Source organism: Saccharopolyspora dendranthemae (assembly GCF_007829955.1).
Lineage (GTDB): Bacteria > Actinomycetota > Actinomycetes > Mycobacteriales > Pseudonocardiaceae > Saccharopolyspora > Saccharopolyspora dendranthemae.
Genome location: NZ_VIWX01000001.1, coordinates 577782 through 600883 on the forward strand (window position 1 = coordinate 577782; position 23102 = coordinate 600883).

Below are 23102 nucleotides of genomic sequence, written 5' to 3' on the forward strand. Positions count from 1 at the left end.
CTCTCCTCACTCCATCGTGAGCCCGGCCCCCGCTCAGAGCGAGGTGCCGAGTTTGAAGCCCTTCTCCTCGTCGCCCTTGCGCGTGTAGGAGAAGCCGTCGGCGCCTACGGTGACGGCCATCTCGCTGCTGTCGGTGCGCTCGTGCACGGGTTGCGGGTTGCCGTCCAGGTCCAGGACCGGGGACGCCTCGGCGTACCAGGACGGCACGACCGGGTTGCCCCACCAGTCGCGGCGCTGGTTGTCGTGGACGTCCCAGGTCACGACGGGGTTGTCGGGGTCGCCGGTGTAGTAGTCCTGGGTGTAGATCTCCACCCGGTGACCGTCGGGGTCGCGGATGTAGAGGTAGAAGGCGTTGGACACCCCGTGCCTGCCCGGCCCCCGCTCGATGACGTCGGACAGCCGCAGCGCGCCGAGCTTGTCGCAGATCGACAGGATGTTGTGCTTCTCGTGGGTGGCGAAGGCGATGTGGTGCAGGCGCGGGCCGTCGCCGCCGGTCAGGGCGGTGTCGTGGACGGTGTCCTTGCGTCGCAGCCAGGCCGCGTAGGTGGTGCCCTCGGCGTCCTGGATGTCCTCGGTGACGCGGAAACCCAAGTCCTCCAGGTATTCCCGCCCGCGCGGCACGTCGGGGGTGACCTGGTTGAAGTGGTCCAGCCGCACCAGAGATCCCGGCGTGTGGAGCTCGTAGCGCCACGCCAGCCGCTCCACGTGCTCCACCTCGTAGAAGAACTCGTACGGGAAGCCGAGCGGGTCGGTGACCCGGACCGAGTCCCCGATACCCCGGGCGAAGCCGTCCGCCCGGCGCTCGGTGCGGCAGCCGCGCGCGGCGAACCACCGCTCGGCCCGCTCCACGTCCTCCGGTGTGCGCACCCGGTAGGCGAAGGCCGCCGCGGCGGCGACCGGGCCCTGGCGCAGCACCAGGTTGTGGTGGATGAACTCCTCGGTCGTGCGCAGGTAGATCGCCTCGTCGTCCTCCTCGGTGACCACCAGGCCGAGGACGTCGACGTAGAACTCCCGCGACCTGGCCAGATCCGTGACCACCAGGTCGAGGTAGGCGCAGCGGACGATGTCCGGTGGGGTGAGGTCGGCACTCATCGTCGAATGCTCCTTCGGTGCGGGCGTCAGGCGCCGAACTTCGGGGTGTGGACCGGGGCGAGCGAGATGTGCACGGCCTGCTGGTCGGAGTAGAAGTCGAGCGACCGGTATCCGCCCTCGTGGCCCAGGCCGGACGCCTTGACCCCGCCGAACGGGGTGCGCAGGTCGCGCACGTTGTGGGAGTTGAGCCAGACCATCCCGGCGTCGACGCGCTGCGCGAAGGTGTGCGCGCGCTCCAGGTTCGACGTCCAGACGTAGGCCGCCAGCCCGTACTTGGTGTTGTTGGCCAGTTCCAGCGCTTCGGCGTCGGTGTCGAACGGCGTGATGGCCACGACCGGCCCGAAGATCTCCTCCTGGAAGATCCGCGCGGTGGGCGGCACGTCGACGAACACCGTGGGCTGCACGTAGTTCCCGCTCTCCAGACCCTGCGGGCGTCCGCCGCCCGCGGCCAGCGTCGCCTCGGTCTTGCCGATCTCGATGTACCCGGTGACCTTCTCGTGGTGCTCCGGGTGCACGAGCGCGCCGACCTCGGTGGCCGGGTCGTGCGGATCACCGACCTTGACGTTCTCGGCGCGGGCGACGTAGCGGCGGACGAACTCGTCGTAGATGCTGCGCTCCACCAGGATTCGACTCCCGGCGGTGCAGCGCTCGCCGTTGAGCGAGAACACCCCGAACACCGTCGAATCGATGGCGGCGTCCAGGTCGGCGTCGGCGAACACGATCGCCGGGCTCTTGCCGCCCAGCTCCATCGACAGGCCCTTGAGAGTCGGTGCCGCGTTGGCGAAGATGAGCTCTCCGGTCGCCGATTCGCCGGTGAAGGAGATCAGCTGGACGTCGCGGTGCTTGACCAGCGCGTCCCCGGCCTCCTCGCCGAGCCCGTTGACGATGTTGAACACGCCGTCGGGAACTCCGGCCTCGCGGAAGATCTCCGGCCACAACCCGGCCGACAGGGGCGTGAACTCAGCGGGTTTGAGCACGATGGTGCAGCCGGACGCCAGAGCAGGCGCCAGCTTCCAGCTCTCCAGCATGAACGGCGTGTTCCACGGGGTGATCAGGCCCGCCACGCCCTTCGGCTTGCGGTTGACGTAGTTGACCTGCTTGCCCGGCACCTTGTAGGTGTCATCGGTCTGGGCGACGATCAGGTCCGCGAAGAACCGGAAGTTCTCCGCCGCCCGCTTCGCCTGCCCCAGCGCCTGGGTGATCGGCAGCCCGGTGTCGAAGGTCTCCAGCTCCGCCAGCCGCTCGCCGCGGGTCTCGACGATGTCGGCGATCTTGTTCAGGATCCGAGCGCGCTCGCGCGGTAGCATTCCCGGCCACGGTCCGTCGTCAAAAGCCTTGCGGGCCGCAGAAACCGCTCGATCGACGTCGGTGCTCTTGCCCGCGGAGGCTTGCAGGTAGGGCTTGTTGGACACCGGGTCCAGGACCTCGAAGGTGTCGCGGTCGAGGCTGTCGGTGAACTCGCCCGCGATGAAGTGCTGGATGCGTTCGGGCAGATCGGACGGCACGTGCTGGATGCCCATGTCAGTTCCCTCCGGCGAGGATGTCGGTGTCGTCGACCGGCGACAGGTGTTCGGCGCCCTCCGCGAGCAGCGCGCGGATCGTGTCCTTCCCCGCGTCCGTCGGGGTGATCAGCGGCGGCCGGACGTGGGCAGAGCGGATCAGGCCCCGCTCGGCGAGCACCCACTTGACCGGCGCCGGGTTGGTCTCCACGAAGATCAGGTCCACCAGCGGGTGCAGCCCGTAGTGGATGTCCAGCGCCTCGTCCATCCGCCCGGCGTGGAAGGCCTCGTACATCTTCTTCGTCGCCCCGGGCGCGATGTTGGCCGTGGCGCTGACGAAACCCGTGCCGCCCAGGGCCAGCAGCGGCAGGCACAGCAGCTCGATCCCGGACCACACCAGCAGGTCCCGGCCGGCGGCCTTGATCACTCGCGAGAAGTGCTCGAAGTCCTTGGTGGTCTCCTTGATCCCCACGAAGTTCGGCACGTCCCGGTGCAGCCTGGCCACCGTCTCCGGCGCGATCTCCACAGCGGTCCGGCTGGGCACGTTGTAGGCGATGATCGGCAGGTCCGGGTACTCCTCGGCCACCGTGGAGTACCAGACGTACAGGGCTTCCTGCGTGGGCTTCGCGTAGTACGGCGTGATGATCAGCGCCGCGTCCACGCCCGCCTCGTAGGCCGCGCCGGTGAGCGCGATCGTCTCGTCGAGCTTCGCCGAGCCGGTGCCGGGCACCACGGGCGCACGACCGTCGACCGTCTTGAGCACGGTGCGGATCGCCTCCGCCCGCTCGTCGACGGTCTGCGCGCTGGGCTCGCCCGTGGATCCGCCGATGGACACCCCGTCGGATCCCTGCTTGAGCTGCCACTCCACGAGGTTGGCCAGCGAGGCGTGGTCCACCTCGCCGTCGTCGGTGAACGGGGTGATCACCGGGGCGATCGACCCGGTCAGCTGCTCGGGCCGGGTGCGCCAGTTCGTCATCGCCGTACCGCCTCTCCGCGGTTGTCGGTGGTGGTCAGGTCCGGGTGGATCTCCGTTCGCGGCCGAGCCGCGTCGCGGTCCCCCGGGATGCGGTTGGGGGCAGAGGTGCTCATGTCGTTCCTCGCCGGTCGCGCTCCGCGTCGTAGCGGCGGCGCCACTCGCCCGTCAGCGGGTAGAGCCCGTCCACGGCCGCGCCTTCGGCGACGCGGGCGGCGATCCACTCCTCCTCGGCTTCCTGCTCGACGGCCGCGTCGAGCACCTGGTCCAGCAGCCCGGGCGGGATGACCAGCACGCCGTCGTCGTCGCCGACGATGACGTCGCCAGGCTGCACGGTCGCCCCGCCGCAGGCCACGGTGATGTCGTTGTCCCACGGCACGTGCTTGCGCCCGAGCACCGCCGGGTGCGGGCCGCCGGAGAAGGTCGGGATGTCGAGCCCCTTCACCGCAGTGTGGTCGCGCACGCCGCCGTCGGTGACGATCCCGGCCGCACCCAGCACCTGCGCGCGCAGCGCCAGGATGTCGCCGACGGTGCCACTCCCGCGCTCACCGCGCGCCTCGACGACCAGGACGTCGCCGGGGCGCAGCGAGTCGAAGGTGCGCTTCTGCGCGTTGTAACCACCGCCGTGGCTGCGGAACAGGTCCTCGCGCGCGGGCACGAAGCGCAGCGTGCGGGCGCGACCGATGATCTTGCTGCCGGGTGAGTCGGAGCGAATTCCGTCGAGGGACAGCTGGTTGTAGCCGTGCTTGCGCAGCTGCGCCGACAGCGTGGCCACCGCGACCGAGCGCAGCTTGGCGATGCGGTCCTCGGTGAGCTCGAACGGGGCCTCCAACCCGGCGGCCTCCCTGCTCCCCCACGCTTCGGCGCGCTGGCCGTCATCGACCGACGGCTGGGCGCTGAACTCCGGCAGCGGCTCCGCGCCCGCGACCACGCTGGTGCGCAGCCGTCCGGTGCTGCGCTCGGTTCCGGGCACGTCGACCTCGACTTCGACGACGTCGCCGGGCCCCACCACCGAGGACCCGGCGGGCGTGCCGGTGAGCACGACGTCGCCGGGTTCCAGCGTGATCAGCTGGGAGAGATCGGCGATCAGCTCGCCGAACGGGAAGACGACGGTGCTCGACGAGTCGTCCTGGGCGAGCTCGCCGTTGACCCAGGTGCGCACCCGCAGCGAGGCCGGGTCGACCTCGTCCGCCGGGAGGCTCGCCGGGCCGAGCGGGGTGTAGCCGTCGCCGCCCTTGGAACGCAGGTTGGCTCCCTTGTCCGCGGTGCGCAGGTCGTAGACGCCGAGGTCGTTGGCGGCGGTCACGGCGGCGACGTGCGACCACCCGTCCTCGCGGGAGATCCGGCGGGCGGTCTTGCCGATGACCAGCGCGATCTCACCCTCGAAGGCCAGCAGTTCCGTTCCCGGCGGCCGCTCGACGGTCTGGCCGGTGGCGGCGAGCGAGGTGACGGGTTTGAGGAAGTACGACGGCTTGGACGGCGCCCGACCGCGCTGCGCGATCCGCGACGGGTAGTTCAGGTGCAGCGCGATGACCTTGCCCGGTCGCCCGACTAGCGGGTGGTGCGCGAGGCCTTCGGCAGGTGAACGAGCGGCATCGGTCGTCATGCCTCAGGATCGTATATGATGCCGTATCTGATGACAACGCGAAGCGCGGCGGGTACCGGACTCCGATCGCGCCTCCGGCAAGATGGACCGCCACGTCAGGCGAAACGAGGATCGATGACCACCGACGCAGCGGACGACCGCACCGCCACCAGCAAGTCCCAACTGGCGTACGAGTGGCTCCGCGACCGGATCGTCACGCACCGGTTCACGCCCGGCTACCGCTTGGTCCTCAGCCAGCTCGCCACCGAACTGGGCGTGAGCACCGTTCCGGTCCGCGAAGCCGTCCGCAGGCTGGAGGCCGAAGGCCTGGTCACCTACGAGAAGAACGTCGGCGCGCAGGTCGCCCTGGTCGACGAGGGCGAGTACGTGACCACCATGCAGACCCTCGCCGTCGTCGAGGGCGCCGCCACCGGCTTCTCCGCTCCCCTGCTCACCGCGGAAGACCTCGCCAAGGCGCGCGCGATCAACCAGCGCATGCGCGACAGCCTGGAGCACTTCGACCCGCGCCGGTTCACCGAGCTCAACGAGGAGTTCCACTCGGTGCTGTTCCTGCGCTGCCCCAACGAGCACATGACCGACCTGGTCCGCCGCGGCTGGAGCCGGCTGCGCATGCTCCGGGACTCCACCTTCAGCTTCGTCCCCGGTCGCGCCGTGCAGTCCGTGGCCGAGCACGACCACCTGATGCACCTCATCGAGACCGGTGCGGACCCCGTCGACATCGAGCTGGCAGCCCGCAAGCACCGCACGGCGACGCTCGACGCCTTCCTCGACTCCCAGCACCCGCCGCGCGAATCCTGAACGGCCTCACAGGTGACGGCGGCGTGCTTCCCGCTGCTGCTCGTAGCGCTCGCGGGCTTCACGAGCGCTGTCCCGGGTGGCGACCTCGGCGACCGGGACGTCCCACCACGCCTCCGGGGGAAGCGAGGGCTTCGCCGGATCTGTTTCGACGTGAACCGCTGTGGGACAGTCGCTCTCGCGGGATTCCCGCAGAGCCCGGCGCAGGTCGTCGACGGTTTCGGCGCGCAGGACCCGCATCCCCAGGCTCGCGGCGTTGGCGGCGAGGTCCACCGGCAGCGGTTCGCCGGTGAAGTCCCCGCTCTCGGCGCGGTAGCGGTAGTCGGTGCCGAAGCGCTCGCCACCGACGGTCTCCGACAACCCTCCGATGGACGCGTAGCCGTGGTTGTCCACCAGCACCACGTTGATCTTGATGCCCTCCTGCACAGCGGTGACCAGCTCGGTCGGCATCATCAGGTAGGTGCCGTCGCCGACGAGCGCGAAGACCTCGCGCGAAGGATCGGCCAGGCGCGCGCCGATCGCGGCCGGGATCTCGTATCCCATGCAGGAGTACCCGTATTCGACGTGGTACTGCCGGGAGTCCCTGGCGCGCCACACCTTGTGCAGATCACCGGGCATCGAACCCGCCGCGTTGATGACGACGTCCCGGTCGTCGAGCACCTCGTCGAGCACGCCGATCACCTCGGCCTGGCCCGGCCTCGCGTCACCGCCCGCCGCGCGCGTGACCGAGTCGACGACCTCGGTCCAGCGCCGCACCCCGGACCGCACCCGTCCGACGTGGTCGGCGGCGACCCGGAAGTCGGCGAGTGCACCCGACAGCTGCCGCAGCGTGCTCCGGGCGTCGCCGATTACCGGTACGGCCGCCTGCTTGTGCGCGTCGGCCGGAGCGATGTTGACGTTGACGAACCGGACGGCCGGGTTCGCGAAGAGCGTGCCCGAAGCCGTGGTGAAGTCCGAGAACCGGGTACCGACGCCGATGATCAGGTCGGCCTCGCGGGCGAGCTCGTCGGCGACCCGGGTGCCGGTGTGCCCGATGGCGCCCACGGCGCACGGGTGGTCGTGGCGCAGGCACCCGCGCCCGGCCTGCGTCTCGGCGACCGGGATGCCGGTGGCCGACGCGAGTTCGGCGAGGTCGCGCTCGGCTCCGCTGTGGTGCGCTCCCCCACCCGCGATGATCAGCGGACGGTCCGCGCCGCGGATCGCCTCGACCGCGTCCGACACCGACCGCGGGTCGGCGATCGGGCGGTGCACCCGCCACACCCGGTCGGCGAAGAACTCCTCGGGCCAGTCGAAGGCCTCGGCCTGCACGTCCTGCGGCAGCGCCAGGGTCACGGCGCCGGTGGACACCGGGTCGGTGAGCACCCGCATCGCCTCCAGCGCCGAGGGGATCAGCGCCTCCGGTCGCCAGACGCGGTCGAAGTAGCGCGAGACCGGACGCAGGCAGTCGTTGACCGAGACGTCGCGCGCGTGCGGCACTTCCAGCTGCTGCAGCACGGGATCGGCCGGGCGGGTGGCGAACACGTCACCGGGCAGCAGCAGGACCGGGATCTGGTTGATGGTGGCCAGCGCGGCACCGGTGACCAGGTTCGTCGCCCCGGGACCGATGGAGGTCGTCACCGCCCAGGTCGACATCCGGTTGCGCTGCCGGGCGAAGCCCACGGCCGCGTGCACCATCGCCTGCTCGTTGCGACCCTGCAGGTAGGGCATCCGGTCACCGGATTCGAGCAGCGCCTGGCCGATCCCGGCCACGTTGCCGTGACCGAAGATGCCCCAGCATCCCTCGATCAGCCGGGTGTACACCCCGTCGCGCTCGGTGTGCTGGTGGGACAGGAACCGCAGCAGCGCCTGCGCGACCGTCAGCCGCCGGGTCACCATCGCAGCTCGCCCCCGGCCGGAGCCCGGTAGAACGGCAATCGCGGGTCGACCTGCTGGTCCGGCCACGTCCCGCGCACCCACGCGTGCGCGGGATCGTCGCAGATCAGCCAGGCGCGGTCGGGCGAAGGACCGGCCATGACGTTGAGGTAGTACATGTCGTAGCCGGGCACGGCCATCGACGGTCCGTGCCAGCCGTCGGGGATCAGCACCACGTCCCCGCTGCGCACCTCGGCGAGCACGTCGGTGGAGCTGCCCGGTCCGGACGGGTACACGCGCTGGTAGCCGATGCCGGGAGTGCCGTGGGAACCGGCGATCTCGAAGTAGTAGATCTCCTCCAACCGCGATTCGCCCTCGCGGTCCTCGTCGTGCTTGTGCGGCGGGAAGGAGGACCAGTTGCCCGCGGGGGTGAGCACCTCGACGGCGATCAGGCGATCGGCCTCGAAGACGTGCGCGGCACCGAAGTTGTTGACCTGACGGCTGGCCTGACCCGCTCCTCGCAGCTCCACCGGGACCCCCGACGCGGGTCCGTAGCGCGCGGGCAGCCGGTTCTCGCAGCGCGCCCCGGTCAGAGCGAACCTCCCACCACAGCCGCTCGCGATCCGCACCGAGGCGTCCCGGGGCACGTAGGCGAAGTCCGTCACCCCCGCGAAAACGCCGGCACGACCGGCGAGTTCGAAGGTCTGGTCGTCGCAGTGCACCGCGCAGGACCCGCTGAGCGGCAGCACGATCCACTCGCTGTCGCCGGTGTCGAACTCGTGCGACTCACCTTCCGAGAGCTCCAGCACCCGCAACGAGGAGCGCTCCCAGCCGGCCGAGTCCGGGTCGACGAAGGTCCGGTACCCGTCGTGCCCGGCTTCTCCGTCGGCGAGGTGAAAACCGCTGTTGCCCACCCTCTCTCCTCTCCTACAGCAGGGCGACCGCGGCGTCGACCGCGCTCGCGACATCGTCGTCCTCCGGGTACAGCAGGCTCCTGCCCACGACGAGCCCGCGCACGTGGGGCAGCTGCAGGGCCGCGCGCCACCGCTGCCGGGTGGCCGCGGGATCATCGGGCACCTCGCCGCCCAGCAGCACGGTCGGCAGCGTGGTGGATTCCAGCGCTCGGCCGACCTCGTCGAGCTCGTCGACCACCGGCACCTTCAGCCAGGTGTAGGCCGACGTGCCGCCGAGCCCCGAGGCGATGGCGATGGACCGCGCCACGGCCTCGACCGAGACGTCGTTGCGCACCTCGCCTCCCGCTCGTCGCGACAGGAAGGGTTCCACCATCGCGATCAGCCCTCGCTCGGCGAGCTCGTTGATGGCGTTGGCCGCGCCCTGCATGGTGTTCAAGGATCCCGGGTCGTCGAAGTCCATCCGCAGCAGCAACTTCCCGGCGTCGAACCGCATCCGGTGCAGGTCCTGCGCGCGGTGACCGGTGAACCGGTCGTCGAGCTCGAACGACGAGCCCGCCAGACCTCCCCGGTTCATCGAGCCGATGACGACCTTGTGCTCCAGCGCGCCGAGCAGCAGCAGGTCCTCCAGCACGTCGGCGGTGCCCAGGACCCCGTCCACGCCAGGGCGTTCCAGCGCGGTGCACAACCGGTCGAGCAGGTCCGCGCGGTTGGCCATCGCCAGCGGGTCTCCGCCCGCGGCCAGCGATCCACGGGCGGGGTGGTCGGCTGCGACGATCATCATCCGCCCGGAATCCCCGAGCAGCGGTCGGCGCGCGCGTGACGCGGCGGCTTCGGCGATGGATTCGGGCCGGGCCGCACGTGCTTCGGACAGGTCGGTGATGCTCAACGGGGACAAGCGGGTTCTCCTCCCGTCGTGCTCACGCGTTCAGCTCGGTACCGGAGATCGCCGTCAGCTCCTCGACCTCGTGGGCGTAGGGCATCGCGGAGGAGCACGCGAGGCGACCCGCGACCAGCGCGCCCGCCGCGTTGGCGAAGCGCATGGTCCGTTCCAGCGGCCAGTCGTGCAGCAGCCCGTGGCACAGGGCGCCGCCGAAGGCGTCCCCCGCGCCGAGGCCGTTGACGACCTCGACCGGGACCGGCGGTGCCACCACCTGCTGGTCGCGCGTGCGGGCGAGCACGCCGTGCGGCCCCTGCTTGACCACCGCCAGCTCCACGCCGAGCTCCAGCAGCCGCTCGGCGGCGTCCTCCGGGTCGCGGGTTCCGACCGCGATCTCCACCTCGTCGAGGTTGCCGACGGCGACGGTGACGTGCGCGAGCGCTTCCCGGTACCAGCCGGTGGCCTCCGCGTGCTCGTCCCAGAACATCGGCCGCCAGTCCAGGTCGAAGACCGCCGTGCCGCGCTTGGCCCGGTGCCGCAGCGCCGCCAGCGTCGCCGAGCGGCTGGGCTCCTCCGAGAGACCGGTGCCGGTCATCCAGAAGATGCGGGCGTCGGCGATCGACGGCAGGTCCAGCTCGTCCTCGTGGATCTCCAGGTCCGGCGCCTTGGGACAGCGGTAGAAGTACAGCGGGAAGTCGTCCGGCGGGAACAGCTCGCAGAAGGTCACCGGGGTCGGGTACTGCGCCACGGAACCGACCCACCGGTCGTCGACGTCGAATCCGCCCAGCGCCTGGTGGACGTACTCGCCGAAGGGATCAGCGCCGGTCCGGCTGATGACCGCGCTGCGGTGGCCGAGACGGGCGGCGGCGACGGCGACGTTGGTGGCGGTTCCCCCGAGGTACTTCCCGAACGATTCCACCTGCGGGAGCGGGACACCGGTCTGCAACGGGTAGATGTCCACCCCGATCCGGCCCATGGTGATCACGTCGAACCGATCGCTCATCGCACGATCCCCTCGTCGCCAACGCTGCCGCGCGCGGCAGCCGGAGCACGGACCTTCTCGTGTCTACGTGCGCGTGATCACCATGTCAACATTTGTCCGCACATCATGACCTGTTCACGCCATGCGTCCTTGCTATCGTGGCCGCGTGACCGCCGTGCGAGACCGCTCCCAGGAACCGAGTTGGGATCCAGCGAGGCAGATCTCGGTCGACCACCGCAGCCCGGTCCCCCTGTACTTCCAGGTCGCCAGCCAGATCGAGGAGGCCATCTCCTCGGGGGCGCTTCCCGTCGGATCCCGCCTGGACAACGAGATCGAGCTGGCCGGGAACCTCGGGCTCTCCCGCCCCACCATCCGCCAGGCCATCGGTTCGCTGGTCGACAAGGGACTCGTGGTGCGCAAGCGCGGCGCCGGAACCCAGGTCGTGTTCAACCACGTCAAGCGCTCGCTGGGGCTCAGCAGCCTCTACGACGACCTCAGCAGCATCGACCAGCGCCCCACGACGAGCGTGCTGGTCAACGAGATCCGCAATCCCCCGGAGGAAGCGGCCCGGGCGCTGGGACTGTCCGAAGAGGACGAAGTGCGGCACCTGGAGCGGGTGCGCTTCGCGCGCGGCGAGCCGATCGCGCGCATGCACAACTACCTGCCCGCCGCCTTGATCAGCCCCAGCGACGAGGCGCTGGCCGAACGCGGCCTCTACCAGCTGCTGCGCTCAGCCGGCGTCCACCTGCACGCCGCGCAGCAGACCATCGGGGCGAGGAGCGCCACCGACGACGAGGCCGACCTGCTCGACGAGCCCGCGGGGGCCGCCCTGCTGACCATGCAGCGCATCACCCACGACCACACCGGCACCATCGTCGAGTACGGCACGCACGTCTACCGCGCGTCCCGCTACACCTTCGACCTCACCCTCCGCGGGGACTCCTGAGACCTCGGAGAGCGGGAAATTCCACCACCCGGGCCCGGGCACCGCTCCGGACGAACTAACGTTCCGGGCATGATGGAGACCGGTACAGGTCGTGATTCGTGAGGTTGTTGCCGTGACCGAAGCACCAGAGGACGAAGCGCGCGTCCCGTTGCGCGACCAGGTCCACGACGAGTTGCAGGCCCGGATCAGCGACGGCCGGCTGCGCCCCGGCGACCGGATCTTCGAGCAGGAGCTCGCGATCGAGTTCGGCATCTCCCGCGTCCCGGTGCGGGAGGCGATCCGGATGCTGCAGAGCGGCGGCATGGTCGAGGTCCGCCCCCGCCGGCGCGGCGTGTTCGTGCGCAGCCTGGACCGGCAGCAGCTGGTGGAGCTCTTCGACGTGCGCGAAGCCCTCGAAGCGCTGGCCGCGCGGCTGGCCGCCGAGCGCTGCGACTCCGCCGACGTGGAGCGCCTGGGAGAGCTGGCGACCAGGGCCCGCGAGGCGCTGGACTCCGCCGACACCGATGCCATGTCCGAGGCCAACACCGAGTTCCACGACAAGCTCGTGGCCGTCTCCCGCAACGACCTGCTGGCCTCGATGCTGGAACCGCTGCACGGGCGGCTGGCCGCCCTCTTCCGGCTGAACCTGGAGCCGGAGCGGGTCTGCGGCGAGCACGAGGAGCTCTACGCCGCCATCGCGTCCGGCAACGCCGAGCGCGCGGCGGAGATCGCGCAGAGCCACGTGCGCGCGAGCCGCACCATGGTCCTCGACCGCATGGTGCACTGAACCCGCGCTGACCTCTCTTGACTGGCACGACGCGCTGGCCATAGTTTACGTATACGTTCAAATATACTTTCATGAAGCGGAATTCGATCTCTCGTGATCGAAGTTCGAGGGAGGTGCCGCGTTGGTGAACTCAGCAACGCCGTTCGACCTGGTCTTCCGGGCGAAGCGGCTCATCGGGCCGAACGGCGAGACGTCGGGCAGCGTCGGCGTCCGCGACGGCCGCATCGCCGCCGTGGAACCGCTCGACGCCCAGCTGGAAGCCGCCCAGGTCGTGGAGCTCGCCGACGACGAGGTGCTGCTCCCCGGCCTCGTCGACACCCACGTGCACGTCAACGACCCCGGCCGCACCGAGTGGGAGGGCTTCGAGACCGCGACCCGGGCCGCGGCCGCCGGAGGCGTCACCACGATCGTCGACATGCCGCTCAACAGCCTCCCGCCGACCGTCGACACCGACGCGCTGGAGGTCAAGCGCAAGACCGCGCGGGAGAAGGCGCACGTCGACGTCGGCTTCTGGGGCGGCGCGATCCCCGGCAAGCTCGACGAGCTGCGCGGCCTGCACGAGGCCGGTGTGTTCGGCTTCAAGTGCTTCCTGCTGCACTCCGGCGTCGACGAGTTCCCCCCGCTCAACCCCGACGAGCTCGACTCCGCGCTGCGCGAGCTGGCGGGATTCGACGCGATGATGATCGTGCACGCCGAGGACTCCGACTCGATCGACGAGGCACCGACCCCGCACGGCGAGGACTACGGCGACTTCCTCGCCTCCCGCCCCAAGGGCGCGGAGAACGTCGCGATCGCCCAGGTCATCGAGTTGGCCCGGCGCATCGGGGCCCGCGTGCACATCCTCCACCTGGCCTCCTCCGACGCGCTGCCGCTGATCGCCTCCGCCCGCGCCGACGGCGTGCGGGTGACCGTCGAGACCTGCCCGCACTACCTGAGCTTCACCGCCGAGGAGATCCCCGACGGCGCCACCCAGTTCAAGTGCTGCCCGCCGATCCGCGAGGCCGCCAACCGCGAGCTGCTGTGGAAGGCCCTGGCGGACGGCACGATCGACTGCGTCGTCAGCGACCACTCCCCCTGCACGCCGGAGCTCAAGCGCTTCGACACCGGTGACTTCGGCGTCGCCTGGGGCGGCGTCTCCAGCCTCCAGCTGGGCCTGTCGGCGATCTGGACCCAGGCCCGCCAGCGCGGCTACACCCTGTCCGACGTCGTGACCTGGATGGCGCGCAAGCCCGCCGAACTCGCCGGGATGCGCAGCAAGGGATCGATCGCCGTCGGCAGCGACGCCGACCTGTGCGTGTTCGCCCCGGACGACGCGTTCGTCGTCGACGTCGGCAAGCTCCAGCACCGCAACCCGGTCTCGGCCTACCACGGCCGCCCGCTCGCGGGAGTCGTGCGCGAGACCTGGCTGCGCGGCAGCAAGATCGCGGGCGCGGACGTGGAGATCGGCGAGCCCGGCGGAAAGCTCCTCACCCGCGGCGAGGCCTGAGCCCCCCTCCCAGTTTTTCAGGGTTATTGCAGAATCGCGTTGCTTGGCGGTGCGGGTGGCGGAACCTCACACGCCGCCTGGACTCCGTGCGCCACTCCTGATGTATGCCAATACACGGCGTCGCGGCGTACTCATCCAGACAGCGTGTGAGAACCCGCGGCGGTGCCAGCTGAGTCCCACACCTGAAGACAACGACACCCACCAGATCGCAGTTTTAGTCATAACTGAGCCGACATTTCGGACATGATCATGGCTCGGTTTGGACTAAAACTGGGACCGGACCACGAAGAACCCGGGCCTCCGCAGTGGAGGCCCGGGTTCTTCGTCGTCTGCCGGGCTCTTCGGTCGTCTAGGCGGTTCTGCTGCGGGTCATGCTGGGGGCCAGTTCTTCATCCGCTTCGGGCGCGGGGGTGCGTAGGTGCGCACCTTCGAGGTCTTCAGCCCGAGGCGTACCAGCGACTCCGCGATCGTCACCGCCGCCGTCACGCCGTCGATCACCGGGACGCCGGTGCGCTCCACGACCCGCTCGGCGAGGCCCGACATCCCCCCGCACCCCAGGCAGATCGCCTCCGCCCGGTCGTCGCGCACCGCGCGCACGGCCTGCTCGGCGATGGCGTCGACCGCCGCCTGCGGATCGCGTTCCAGGTCCAGCACCGCCATCCCGCTCGCGCGCACCGACGCGCAGCGGGCGCTGAGACCGGCCGCGTGCAGCCGGTCCTCGATCAGCGGCACCGTGCGGTCCAGGCTCGTCACCACCGAGTAGCTGCGGCCCACGAACTGCGCCGTGCTCGCCGCGGCCTCGGTGATGTCCACGACGGGGACGTCGAAGAGCTCCTGCAAGCCCTCCCTGCCGTGCTCCCCGTAGCCCGCCTGGACGATCGCGTCGAACGGCTCGGGGTAGGCGCGCACCGCCTCCATCACAGCGATCGCGGCGAGGTAGCTCTCGTAGTTCCCCTCCACCGACTCCGCGCCGAAAGCCGGTGTCAGCGGAACGATCTCGGTGCCAGGAGAGGCCACCGAAGCGGCCTGCTCACCGATCGCCTCGGTGATGGAGGTGGTCGTGTTGACGTTCACGACGAGAATGCGCATGGGATCGACTTTCCTCGAAAGGCCCTCGGGTCAGGGCCTGGTGCAGTACGCGGCGGTAGCCGCTGCTCGGCGGTGCGGGACTCAGCCCGCACCGCCGACAGAACCGGTGGTGGCGCCCCTCATTCGGCCGAGACCGCGAGGGATTCGCCGTCGACGTCCTGGGCGTCCGGCTTGCGCTCAGCGATGATCGCGTAGATGACCGCGCCCAGGATCGCGCCGATGAACCAGGAGAACCCGGCGACCGAGTCGAACCCGGGCACCAGCGCCAGCACCACGGCGATCGCGGCAGCGGGGAGGAACGCACCGACGGCCTTCGGGTTGTACCCGCGCCGGTAGTGGTACTCGCCGGCGACGTCCTCGGTGTAGAGCTCGGGGACGTTCACGCGGGTCCGCCGGATCAGCCAGTAGTCGGCCATGATCACGCCGAACAGCGGGCCGAGCAGCGCCCCGAGGCCGCCGAGGAAGTAGTTCACGACCACCGGGTTGTCGTAGAGGTTCCACGGCAGGATCACCAGGCCGATCACCGCGCTCACCACACCGGCGCGGCGGAAGTTCAGCTGCTTCGGGAAGAGGTTGACCAGCACGTAGATCGGTGCGACGAAGTTGGCCAGCAGGTTCACCGCGATCGTCAGCACGATCAGCGCGAGCGAGGCCAGCGCCAGCAGGTAGGTGTTGGGGATCGTCTGCACGATGTCGGTCGGGCTGGTGATCACCCGCCCGTTGATCTTGAACTGGGCGCCGCTGAGCACCACCACGATGCCGGCGAAGAACAGCATGTTCACCGGGATGCCCACGAGGTTGCCCAGCACGATCGACTGGCGGCTCTTGGCCGACCGGGTGAAGTCGCAGAAGTTGAGCACGAACGTCCCGTAGATGACCACCCAGAGCGCGGCGCCCTGCAGGATCTGCAGCCACATCGCCCCGCCGGTCAGCGGCTGCGCGGTGGAGGTCGCGATCGAGAAGTCCGCGCGGGAGAACATCCAGACCGCGAGACCCAGCATGGTGATCAGCGTGGTCGGCGCGGCGATCGCCATGTACCTGCGGATGACGTGCATGCCGTAGCTGACGATGAGGACCTGCACCGCCCACAGCGCGAGGAAGGTGATCCAGCCGAGCAGCGACAGCCCCAGCACGGATTGATCTTCCAGCCCCTTCAGGCCCGGGAAGATCGCCACCAGCAGGGCGTCGAGCACCGAGGACGCGAGGTAGGTCTGGATGCCGAACCAGGCGATGGCCACGATCCCGCGCACCGCCGCGGGGATCTGCGCGCCTCGGGTGCCGAACGCGATCCGGCTCATCACCGGGAACGGCACGCCGGCCTTGTGGCCCATGTAGCCGGACATCGTCAGCAGCAGGAACAGCAGCGCGGAGGCCAGCACGAACGCGGCCAGGATTCCCCACACGTTGAGCCCGAGGGCGAACAGGCCGATGGCGAAGGCGTAGTTGCCGAGGCTGTGCACGTCGTTCGCCCACAGGGTGAAGACGTTGTAGGCGCCCCACCTGCGCCCTTCCTTCTTCGTCGGGGCGAGGTCGTAGCTGTAGAGCCGCTCGCTCGAGGCGGGCGGGATGTCCACACCGGACTGGTCGTTCGTGGCAGTCACCTAGCCGCCTCCAAGCTTTCACCCCGCTGCGCTGCGGGATGACCCGGGCTTCCGCTATGCGAAAGTATACGTGCAAGTTGGAGAAGACCGTAAGTCGCGTTCACGTCGTCGTCAACACCGCCGAACGGCCGAGCGGGTGTGACCACCTACGCGATGCGAAAGACTTCCGCAGCAGCCTCCGGTTCTCTATGCTGCTGTCCGAGCGCGCTTTTGTATACATGAATTTCGCAGTTCACGGGCACCGGCCGGCTCGGTTCGCCCGTCGAGGATGGAGCCAGTGTGAACACGCCGTCGTACTTCGCGCCTACCGGCGGGCTGCCGCCGCAGACCGATCTGCTCACCGACCGGGCCATCGTGACCGAGGCCTACACCGTGATCCCGCGCGGCGTGTTGCGAGACATCGTCACCAGCAACTTCCCCGGGTGGACCCGCACCCGCGCCTGGATCCTGGCCAAGCCCGTGCAGGGCTTCGCCACCACCTTCGCCCAGTACGTCGTGGAGGTCGGCCCCGGCGGCGGCAGCGAACAGCCCGAACCCGAAGCAGGCGTCGAGTCCGTCGTGTTCCTCATGAGCGGCCGGCTCGACCTGACCGTCGAAGGCGCTGAGCACCACCTCGAACCCGGCGGCTACGCCTACCTGCCCGCCGGAGCCGACTGGACCCTCGCCAACCCCGGCGAGACGCCCGCGTCGCTGTCCTGGGTCCGCAAGCCCTACGAACCCGCCCCCGGCATCGACGCTCCGAAGCCCTTCGTCACCCGCGAGCAGGACATCGCCCCGACCCCGATGCCCGACACCGACGGCACCTGGGCCACCACCCGCTTCGTCGACCCCGACGACCTGGCCCACGACATGCACGTCAACATCGTCACCTTCCAGCCCGGCGGCACCATCCCCTTCGCCGAGACCCACGTGATGGAGCACGGCCTCTACGTCCTGGAGGGCAAGGCCGTCTACCGCCTCAACAACGACTGGGTCGAAGTCCAGGAGGGCGACTTCATGTGGCTGCGGGCCTTCTGCCCCCAGGCCTGCTACGCCGGTGGCCCCGGCCCCTTCCGCTACCTCCTCTACAAGGACGTCAACCGCCAGATCCGCCTCACCTGACGTCCCGCCCGGCGGCAGGTTCGTCCGCGCTGCGACTCCGCACGGAGGTGCGCACCGCGGACGAGCCTGCTGTCGCGGTATTTTCGGCATCGAGCCCGCGCCCTGGACCGGCTCAGTCCACGACGGCGATCGCCTCGATCTCCACCAGGTGCTCCGGGACGTCGAGGGCGACGATCCCGAACAGGGAGGCCGGCGGGACCGGCCGGACCCCAGCGCCTCGGCCGCCCTGGCGACTCCGTCCAGGACCTGCTCCATCAACTCCGGAGCCCAGTCGACAACGTAGAAGGTCAGCTTCGAGACGTCGTCAAAAGTCGCCCCCGCTGCCGCCAGCGCTGTGCCGACGTTGAGGTAGCACTGCACGATCTGAGCCGCGAGGTCCCCCTCGCCGACCGTCGTGCCGTCGGCGTCCCAAGCGACCTGGCCGGAGAGGAAGACGAGCTTGGTGCCCGAGGAGATCGAGACGTGCCGGTAGATGTCGACTTCCGGCAGCCCGGGTGCGTTGATCAGCGTGACGGCCATGCGAATCCCTCGCTCTCTTGTGGTTACTGGGAAACCGTAGGAGAGTGTGCGCTGACGTGGAAGAAGGCACTTCTTCGATACTGAGGAACCTCATGGTGACCACACGGCTCAGCGGCTCAGCGGACGAGGCCGACCTCCGGCGAGCGGATTCCCTGGCGCGCGAGATCTTCTCCGACGTCGCCAACAAGTGGGCGTTGCTGATCATCGAAGCGCTCGGGGACCGCACCCTCCGGTTCAGCGAGCTGCGAACCGAGGTCGAGGGAATCAGCCACAAGATGCTCACCCAGAACCTGCGGATGCTCGAACGCAACGGGCTGGTCGACCGCACGGTGTACCCCACCGTCCCGCCGAGGGTCGAATACGCGCTCACCGGACCCGGTCAGGGCCTGCTCGCGACGGTCGATGCCATGTGCGAGTGGACGCACCGCCACATCGCCGACATCGACGAGGCCCGCCGCCGGTTCACCGCCTGACCGGGGTGCGGGCGCCGGGCGCCAGCCGTTCGTGTGGTGGTCGGTCACGCATGCCATCGTGCTCATCCTGGAAACGGGAATAAGCTGGTCGCAGACCCCGGAACAGGAGACCCGCCCACGCGGAATCCGTCGATTCCCGGTCGGCTTGGTGAGAGACCAGAGGCGGTCTTGAATGGCAGAGGTGCACCGGCTCGACCCGATGTCCCGCGTCCCCGGAAACACCACGGTGTACGGGGCGTGGGAGCGCTTCGTGCGCGGCGAGGACGACCTGCGCGGCGTGCGGCCCGAAGTCGCGATCTCGTGGCACCGCTGCCGGGACAAGTACGGCGTCGATCCCGGGCTCACCAAGGCCCCGATCGCCGTCGCCGAGGTCGACCACACGCTCGAGCACGACGTGGTGTTCGCCGAGCTGGGGTTCCGCGCGGCCTCGGTGGCACACGAGGTGAGCAACGTCGGCGGTGTCGTGACCGTCGCCGACGCCACCGGCCGGATCCTGGCCGAGTGGGGTGACCCGGCCACCCGCAAGCTCGCCGCCGAAGCCAACCTCTCCACCTGGTTCTGCTGGTCCGAACAGGCCACCGGGACCAACGGGATGGGCACCGCGCTGGAGTCGCACGCGCCCGTCGTGGTCCGCGGCGCCGAGCACTGGTGCCAGGCGTTCCACGACTGGACCTGCGCGGCCGTCGCCGTGCGGGACGTGGTGACGAAGGAACCGGTCGCCGTTCTCAACATCTCCTGCTGGCGCAGCGAACCACCCAGCGCGGCCGGTGCCTGGCTGGGCAACGCGGCCACCCGGACCCAGCGCACGCTGCGGCAGCGCGCGCGGGACGCCAGCGCCGAGCTCGTCGCCGCCTTCCACCACGCCCGCTCCCGCGCGGGCGTGGCGTTGGCCGCGCTGGACCCGGCGGGACGCGTGGTGATCGCCGACGACATGGCCGGCGTGCTGCTGGGCGTGCCCAGCTCCACACCGGCGACCGACCCGGCCGTGCGCTGGAACCCGCGGCTGCCGGAGCTGATCAAGGCCGCGCAGTACGCCGTCAAGCAGGCCGCCCGCGATCCCGACTGGATCGGATCGACGCAGGTCCACACCCACCTCAGCGACGAGCCCAGCTCGGTCACCATCCGTCCGGTGTTCCTGTCGGGCCACCTGGTCGGGAACCTGGTGTCGTTCGGCGTCGCCGAGGGCGAGCAGCTGCCGCGCGGCGAGCGCGGTGCGCCGAACCAGCAGGGCCGGGCGGACCGGATCGTGGCGGTGCGGGAGAACCGGATGGTGCTGCTGCGGTTGCCCGAGGTCGCGTTCGCCGAATCCGAGGGCAACGACGTGTGGCTGTCCACCGACCAGGGACGGTTGCGCGCCGCTTCCGGAAGCCTCGACAAGCTCGAGAACGATCAGGGCGACGCCGGTTTCCTGCGGGTGCACCGGCAGTACGTCGTGAACCTCGATCGCATCCGCGAGGTGGAGCGGGGTTTCAAGGGTGAGTTGGCGCTGGTGATGGATGACGGGGGGAACACGATGGTGCCGGTGTCCCGCCGCAACGCTCCTGCGGTGCGGCGGGCGTTGGACATCTGAGGGCGCTCGGAGGGAGGTCGCCGTGCCGGAGAACCCGGATGCCGTTGCGATCACCAGGAACTACGACGAGGCACTGGAATCGCTCGACGGACGCGTCCGCAACCACCCCGCCGCCGGTGGTGACGGCCGCGATTGGTGGCCGGACCGGCTGGACCTGTCCATCCTGGCCAAGCACCACCCCGCCGCGAATCCGCTGGGCCCCGACTTCGACTACGCCGCCGCGTTCAACCAGCTAGACCTGGAGGCCGTGGGAACCGACATCGACCGGGTGCTGACCTCCTCCCAGGAGTGGTGGCCCGCGGACTTCGGCAACTACGCACCGCTGGTGCTGCGAATGGCGTGGCACTGCGCGGGGACGTACCGGATCGGTGACGGCAGGGGCGGATCCAGCTCCGGCATGCAGCGGTTCGCTCCCACCAACAGCTGGCCCGACAACCGGAACCTGGACAAGGCTCGGCGCCTGCTGTGGCCGGTGAAGCAGAAGTACGGGCGCAGCCTCTCCTGGCCGGACCTGATGATCTTCGCGGGCAACCGCGCCCTGGAATCCATGGGCTTCCGCACTTTGGGTTTCGCCGGAGGCCGGGTGGAGACCTGGGAATCCGACGCCGACGTCTACTGGGGGCCGGAACGGGCCTGGCTCGGCGATGAGCGCCACACCGGTGTGCGGGATCTCCAGGAGCCGTTGGCGGCGGACGAGATGGGGCTGATCTACGTGGATCCGCAGGGCCCGGCGACGGTGCCTGATCCGGTCGCCGCCGGGCGCGCCATACGCGAGACGTTCCGCCGGATGGCCATGAACGACGAGGAGACCGTCGCGCTCATCGTGGGAGGGCACACCTTCGGCAAGACCCACGGCGCGGGCGATCCCGCTCGTCACTTGGCCGCCGGTCCCGAGGGCGCGGGGTTGGAGGCCCAGGGTTTGGGCTGGGGCAACAGCTTCGGAACGGGCAGCGGAGCGGACGCGATCTCGACCGGGCTGGAGGGGATCTGGACTCCGACGCCGACCCGGTGGGACAACTCGTTCTTGGAGACGTTGTTCGCCTACGAGTGGGACGTGGAGCTCAGCCCGGCGGGGTTGTGGCAGTGGGTTCCGCGCGAAGGGCAAGGCCACGGCACGGTCCCCGACGCCCACGACCCCTCGAAGAGGCACACGCCGACCATGCTCACCACGGATCTGGCACTGCAGGAGGACCCGGCCTACGAGAAGATCGCACGCCGCTTCCTGGCCCACCCCGACCAACTGGCAGACGCCTTCGCCCACGCCTGGTTCAAACTCACCCACATCGACATGGGACCCCGCCACCGCTACCTCGGCCCCCTCGTGCCGCAGCAGCGGATGATCTGGCAGGACCCCGTGCCCGACCGCGACCACGACCTCATCGACGACACCGACATCGCCGAGCTCAAGACCCGGATCCTGGAATCGGGAATCCCGGTGTCACACCTGGTGTTCACGGCCTGGGCGTCGGCAGCGACCTACCGCGACAGCGACAAGCGCGGCGGCACCAACGGAGCCCGACTCCGCCTGCAACCCCAAACCGACTGGGACATCAACAACCCCGACACCACCCACCCCGTCCTGGCCACCCTGGAAACGATCCAGCACCGCTTCAACACCGAACACACCACCGGAACACAGGTCTCACTCGCCGACCTCATCGTCCTCGCCGGCTGCACCGCCATCGAAAGCGCGAGCAACGGCCTCCCGGTCCCCTTCACCCCCGGACGCACCGACGCCACCCAGGACGGCACCGACATCGCCGCCTTCACCGCGCTACAGCCCAGCGCCGACGGTTTCCGCAACCACACCGGACCGAAACCCCTGCTGCGTCCGGAACATCAACTCATCGACCACGCCAACCAGCTCACCCTCAACGCCCCGGAGATGACCGCCCTGCTCGGCGGACTCCGCGCCCTCAACGCCACCCACCACGACTCACCACTCGGAGTCCTCACCACCCGACCGGGCACGCTCAGCAACGACTTCTTCGTCAACCTCCTCGACAACAACACCGAATGGGTTCGCGAAGAATGCACTTTCGAAGGACGCGAGAGGCGAACCGGCTCCGTTCAGTGGACCGCGAGCCGCGTCGATCTCGTTTTCGGATCGCACGCCGAACTGCGCGCGGTCGCTGAGGTCTACGCGAGCGATGAGGAGAAGTTCCTGCACGACTTCACCGCAGCCTGGAACAAGGTCATGAACCTCGGGGTGTTCCCGTCTGAGCGGTAGGTCCGGGCCCACGAGCGGTACGGACTCCCGGTCCAGCGGTCTCCGGTTTTGGACCGACCGCACCGGGCGTAACGTCCGGATTTATTGCAGGACAATTGATTTGATCCACGAGTCGGTCACTCGATCGGCTTGAAGCGCTGTTCTCTCCAGCAATGCGCGCGGTGGTGGCTCTGGTGAACCGATTTCGAATCGCATTCGCACGATCCGGTTCCCCATCGCTCTCGTCCCGAGCGGATTCGAGAGACGGATTCACAAGGAGGTGAGGTCCGATGACGACAGCGAAGGAACGCACCGACCTTCTCGCCCAGGTCGGATTGGACGTGCAGAACGGGGCCACCATCGGTCGCGTGCTCGGCACCGGCAACATCGAACATGCCACGGAGCGCGCCGACGGCACGATGGAAGCCACGGTCCGCATCGAACCGGATGAGATCGCGTTCGACCCGTCGATCCTGATCCTCCCGCACGGCGGCGATCTCGAGCTCACGCTCATCAACGACGACCTCAACACCCACTGCGCGCTGCTGCCCAGCAACGGCGACCGCAAGTTCATCTGGCTGGTCAACCACTCCAAGGGCATGGCCAAGCTCAACCTGGACGGCCCCGGCTACTACTGGTTCAGCTCCCCCACCGGCAACGACGAGGGCCGTGGTCTGACCGGCGCCATCGTCGTGCTCGGCGAGGTGCCGCCGGAAGCCCGTCTCGACCGCCCCGACCAGCCGCGCCCGTGAA

19 protein-coding genes and 1 pseudogene are annotated in these 23102 nt (G+C 69.6%); 9 read left to right on the forward strand and 11 right to left on the reverse strand.

The features are described from left to right. Positions 1-33: 33 nt before the first annotated feature. The 4 genes from hpaD to FHU35_RS02535 form a co-directional block, all read right to left on the reverse strand. On the reverse strand, positions 34-1092 hold the full coding sequence (gene hpaD / locus FHU35_RS02520) for a 3,4-dihydroxyphenylacetate 2,3-dioxygenase (protein WP_145736295.1): 1059 nt from the start codon (positions 1090-1092) through the stop codon (positions 34-36). A 26-nt stretch (positions 1093-1118) separates the two neighbouring features. Then, a complete protein-coding gene (hpaE, locus tag FHU35_RS02525; RefSeq protein WP_145736297.1) occupies positions 1119-2612 on the reverse strand; it encodes a 5-carboxymethyl-2-hydroxymuconate semialdehyde dehydrogenase in 1494 nt (497 codons plus the stop codon). A gap of 1 nt (position 2613) precedes the next feature. Further along, positions 2614-3567 carry a 4-hydroxy-tetrahydrodipicolinate synthase gene (gene dapA / locus FHU35_RS02530; RefSeq protein ID WP_145736299.1) on the reverse strand — a complete coding sequence of 318 codons (954 nt, stop codon included), beginning with the start codon at positions 3565-3567 and terminating at the stop codon, positions 2614-2616. 109 nt (positions 3568-3676) lie between these two features. Beyond that, positions 3677-5170 carry a fumarylacetoacetate hydrolase family protein gene (locus FHU35_RS02535; RefSeq protein ID WP_145736301.1) on the reverse strand — a complete coding sequence of 498 codons (1494 nt, stop codon included), beginning with the start codon at positions 5168-5170 and terminating at the stop codon, positions 3677-3679. A 114-nt stretch (positions 5171-5284) separates the two neighbouring features. Between FHU35_RS02535 and FHU35_RS02540 the strand changes: the two genes are divergently transcribed. Beyond that, entirely contained in the window at positions 5285-5968 is a 684-nt protein-coding gene (locus tag FHU35_RS02540) for a GntR family transcriptional regulator (protein WP_145736303.1), read from the forward strand. A 6-nt stretch (positions 5969-5974) separates the two neighbouring features. Here the strand turns inward: FHU35_RS02540 and iolD are convergent, their stop codons facing one another. The 4 genes from iolD to iolC are packed head-to-tail and all read right to left on the reverse strand — an operon-like array spanning position 5975 to position 10610. Further along, the gene (gene iolD / locus FHU35_RS02545; protein WP_145736305.1) at positions 5975-7840 is read right to left on the reverse strand and encodes a 3D-(3,5/4)-trihydroxycyclohexane-1,2-dione acylhydrolase (decyclizing); all 1866 of its coding nucleotides are present in this window, start codon (positions 7838-7840) and stop codon (positions 5975-5977) included. Further along, the gene (iolB, locus tag FHU35_RS02550) at positions 7834-8730 is read right to left on the reverse strand and encodes a 5-deoxy-glucuronate isomerase (RefSeq protein ID WP_246110029.1); all 897 of its coding nucleotides are present in this window, start codon (positions 8728-8730) and stop codon (positions 7834-7836) included. The genes iolD and iolB overlap by 7 nt, the downstream gene beginning before the upstream one ends. A gap of 13 nt (positions 8731-8743) precedes the next feature. Continuing rightward, positions 8744-9625 (reverse strand): Cgl0159 family (beta/alpha)8-fold protein, encoded by an 882-nt coding sequence (locus FHU35_RS02555; protein WP_145736309.1) that lies wholly within the window; start codon positions 9623-9625, stop codon positions 8744-8746. Between the two features lie 22 nt (positions 9626-9647). Then, positions 9648-10610, reverse strand: coding sequence for a 5-dehydro-2-deoxygluconokinase (gene iolC, locus FHU35_RS02560; protein ID WP_145736311.1), 963 nt, complete (start codon positions 10608-10610; stop codon positions 9648-9650). A gap of 145 nt (positions 10611-10755) precedes the next feature. Between iolC and FHU35_RS02565 the strand changes: the two genes are divergently transcribed. The 3 genes from FHU35_RS02565 (at position 10756) to allB (ending at position 13787) form a co-directional block, all read left to right on the forward strand. Next, a complete protein-coding gene (locus FHU35_RS02565) occupies positions 10756-11535 on the forward strand; it encodes a GntR family transcriptional regulator (protein ID WP_425474092.1) in 780 nt (259 codons plus the stop codon). Positions 11536-11647: 112 nt separating this feature from the next. Continuing rightward, positions 11648-12301: a GntR family transcriptional regulator gene (locus FHU35_RS02570; protein ID WP_246110030.1), complete on the forward strand. Its 654-nt coding sequence runs from the start codon at positions 11648-11650 to the stop codon at positions 12299-12301. A 124-nt stretch (positions 12302-12425) separates the two neighbouring features. Next, a complete protein-coding gene (gene allB, locus FHU35_RS02575; protein ID WP_145736315.1) occupies positions 12426-13787 on the forward strand; it encodes an allantoinase AllB in 1362 nt (453 codons plus the stop codon). A gap of 369 nt (positions 13788-14156) precedes the next feature. Here the strand turns inward: allB and FHU35_RS02580 are convergent, their stop codons facing one another. Together FHU35_RS02580 and FHU35_RS02585 are read right to left on the reverse strand one after the other, a co-directional pair. Next, the gene (locus tag FHU35_RS02580; RefSeq protein WP_145736317.1) at positions 14157-14876 is read right to left on the reverse strand and encodes an aspartate/glutamate racemase family protein; all 720 of its coding nucleotides are present in this window, start codon (positions 14874-14876) and stop codon (positions 14157-14159) included. 119 nt (positions 14877-14995) lie between these two features. Further along, complete coding sequence (locus FHU35_RS02585; RefSeq protein ID WP_145736319.1) at positions 14996-16477, reverse strand: NCS1 family nucleobase:cation symporter-1; 1482 nt, start codon at positions 16475-16477, stop codon at positions 14996-14998. Between the two features lie 279 nt (positions 16478-16756). Here FHU35_RS02585 and FHU35_RS02590 point away from each other — a divergent pair, with 279 nt between their 5' ends. Further along, positions 16757-17578, forward strand: coding sequence for a bifunctional allantoicase/(S)-ureidoglycine aminohydrolase (locus FHU35_RS02590; protein WP_145736321.1), 822 nt, complete (start codon positions 16757-16759; stop codon positions 17576-17578). A gap of 112 nt (positions 17579-17690) precedes the next feature. Here the strand turns inward: FHU35_RS02590 and FHU35_RS02595 are convergent. Further along, positions 17691-18097 (reverse strand): annotated as a pseudogene (locus tag FHU35_RS02595) (RidA family protein). A 92-nt stretch (positions 18098-18189) separates the two neighbouring features. Here FHU35_RS02595 and FHU35_RS02600 point away from each other — a divergent pair. From FHU35_RS02600 to FHU35_RS02615, 4 genes are all read left to right on the forward strand, one after another. Beyond that, positions 18190-18570 carry a winged helix-turn-helix transcriptional regulator gene (locus FHU35_RS02600; RefSeq protein ID WP_145736323.1) on the forward strand — a complete coding sequence of 127 codons (381 nt, stop codon included), beginning with the start codon at positions 18190-18192 and terminating at the stop codon, positions 18568-18570. A 172-nt stretch (positions 18571-18742) separates the two neighbouring features. Beyond that, on the forward strand, positions 18743-20140 hold the full coding sequence (locus tag FHU35_RS02605; protein ID WP_145736325.1) for a DNA-binding protein: 1398 nt from the start codon (positions 18743-18745) through the stop codon (positions 20138-20140). 22 nt (positions 20141-20162) lie between these two features. After that, entirely contained in the window at positions 20163-22370 is a 2208-nt protein-coding gene (katG, locus tag FHU35_RS02610; protein WP_246110031.1) for a catalase/peroxidase HPI, read from the forward strand. A 269-nt stretch (positions 22371-22639) separates the two neighbouring features. After that, positions 22640-23101: an MSMEG_3727 family PQQ-associated protein gene (locus FHU35_RS02615; RefSeq protein ID WP_145736329.1), complete on the forward strand. Its 462-nt coding sequence runs from the start codon at positions 22640-22642 to the stop codon at positions 23099-23101. Position 23102: the final 1 nt, after the last annotated feature.

What these genes read in the sequence shown, in the direction of transcription:
- iolC (WP_145736311.1), bottom strand. Translation starts at nt 10,610, where the DNA reads ATGAGCGATCGGTTCGACGTGATCACCATGGGCCGGATCGGGGTGGAC.
- FHU35_RS02540 (WP_145736303.1), top strand. Translation starts at nt 5,285, where the DNA reads ATGACCACCGACGCAGCGGACGACCGCACCGCCACCAGCAAGTCCCAA.
- FHU35_RS02580 (WP_145736317.1), bottom strand. Translation starts at nt 14,876, where the DNA reads ATGCGCATTCTCGTCGTGAACGTCAACACGACCACCTCCATCACCGAG.
- iolD (WP_145736305.1), bottom strand. Translation starts at nt 7,840, where the DNA reads ATGGTGACCCGGCGGCTGACGGTCGCGCAGGCGCTGCTGCGGTTCCTG.
- hpaD (WP_145736295.1), bottom strand. Translation starts at nt 1,092, where the DNA reads ATGAGTGCCGACCTCACCCCACCGGACATCGTCCGCTGCGCCTACCTC.
- FHU35_RS02600 (WP_145736323.1), top strand. Translation starts at nt 18,190, where the DNA reads ATGGTGACCACACGGCTCAGCGGCTCAGCGGACGAGGCCGACCTCCGG.
- FHU35_RS02535 (WP_145736301.1), bottom strand. Translation starts at nt 5,170, where the DNA reads ATGACGACCGATGCCGCTCGTTCACCTGCCGAAGGCCTCGCGCACCAC.
- FHU35_RS02605 (WP_145736325.1), top strand. Translation starts at nt 18,743, where the DNA reads ATGGCAGAGGTGCACCGGCTCGACCCGATGTCCCGCGTCCCCGGAAAC.
- hpaE (WP_145736297.1), bottom strand. Translation starts at nt 2,612, where the DNA reads ATGGGCATCCAGCACGTGCCGTCCGATCTGCCCGAACGCATCCAGCAC.
- FHU35_RS02615 (WP_145736329.1), top strand. Translation starts at nt 22,640, where the DNA reads ATGACGACAGCGAAGGAACGCACCGACCTTCTCGCCCAGGTCGGATTG.
- dapA (WP_145736299.1), bottom strand. Translation starts at nt 3,567, where the DNA reads ATGACGAACTGGCGCACCCGGCCCGAGCAGCTGACCGGGTCGATCGCC.